Raw genomic sequence first — 400 nt, forward strand, 5'->3', positions numbered from 1 at the left:
AAAATATTATTACTCACCGGCTGGCTGTTCGGATTGCGCCGCAGACCCAGCGGACGCTTTTCCATTTCGTCGGCCAGCGGCTGGGCGCCGGTCTTCACATCAACCGCTATCCAGTACAGGTTGTCGAAGCGTACCACTCCCTGACCGTCGGTAACGCCCGCCGGAGGGTTAGGTGGCGGCGTTGGGTTATAGCTATATCCGCCGTATTTTTTCCACATAGCCACCTCTTCAGCGGAGGCAAGCGGATGGTATTCCAGCCGCACGTTCAGTCCGGTGACCGGGCTGTTATTTTCATCCACGAACTGAAGTTCAAGCCAGTATTTATGCTGTTCGCCGCGACAGTAGACGACTTTGCTTGTGCCCCTGACACTTGTGATCAGAGTGTTGTCACCGATAATTT

At 54.5% G+C, this 400-nt stretch carries 1 pseudogene; it reads right to left on the minus strand.

The features are described from left to right. A pseudogene (locus tag VH86_RS24560) lies at window positions 1–299 on the minus strand (lipase family protein); the annotation flags it as partial. Window positions 300–400 lie beyond the last annotated feature (101 nt).

Origin of the sequence: Pantoea sp. BL1, from assembly GCF_000963985.1 — a bacterium.
GTDB lineage: Bacteria > Pseudomonadota > Gammaproteobacteria > Enterobacterales > Enterobacteriaceae > Pantoea > Pantoea rwandensis_B.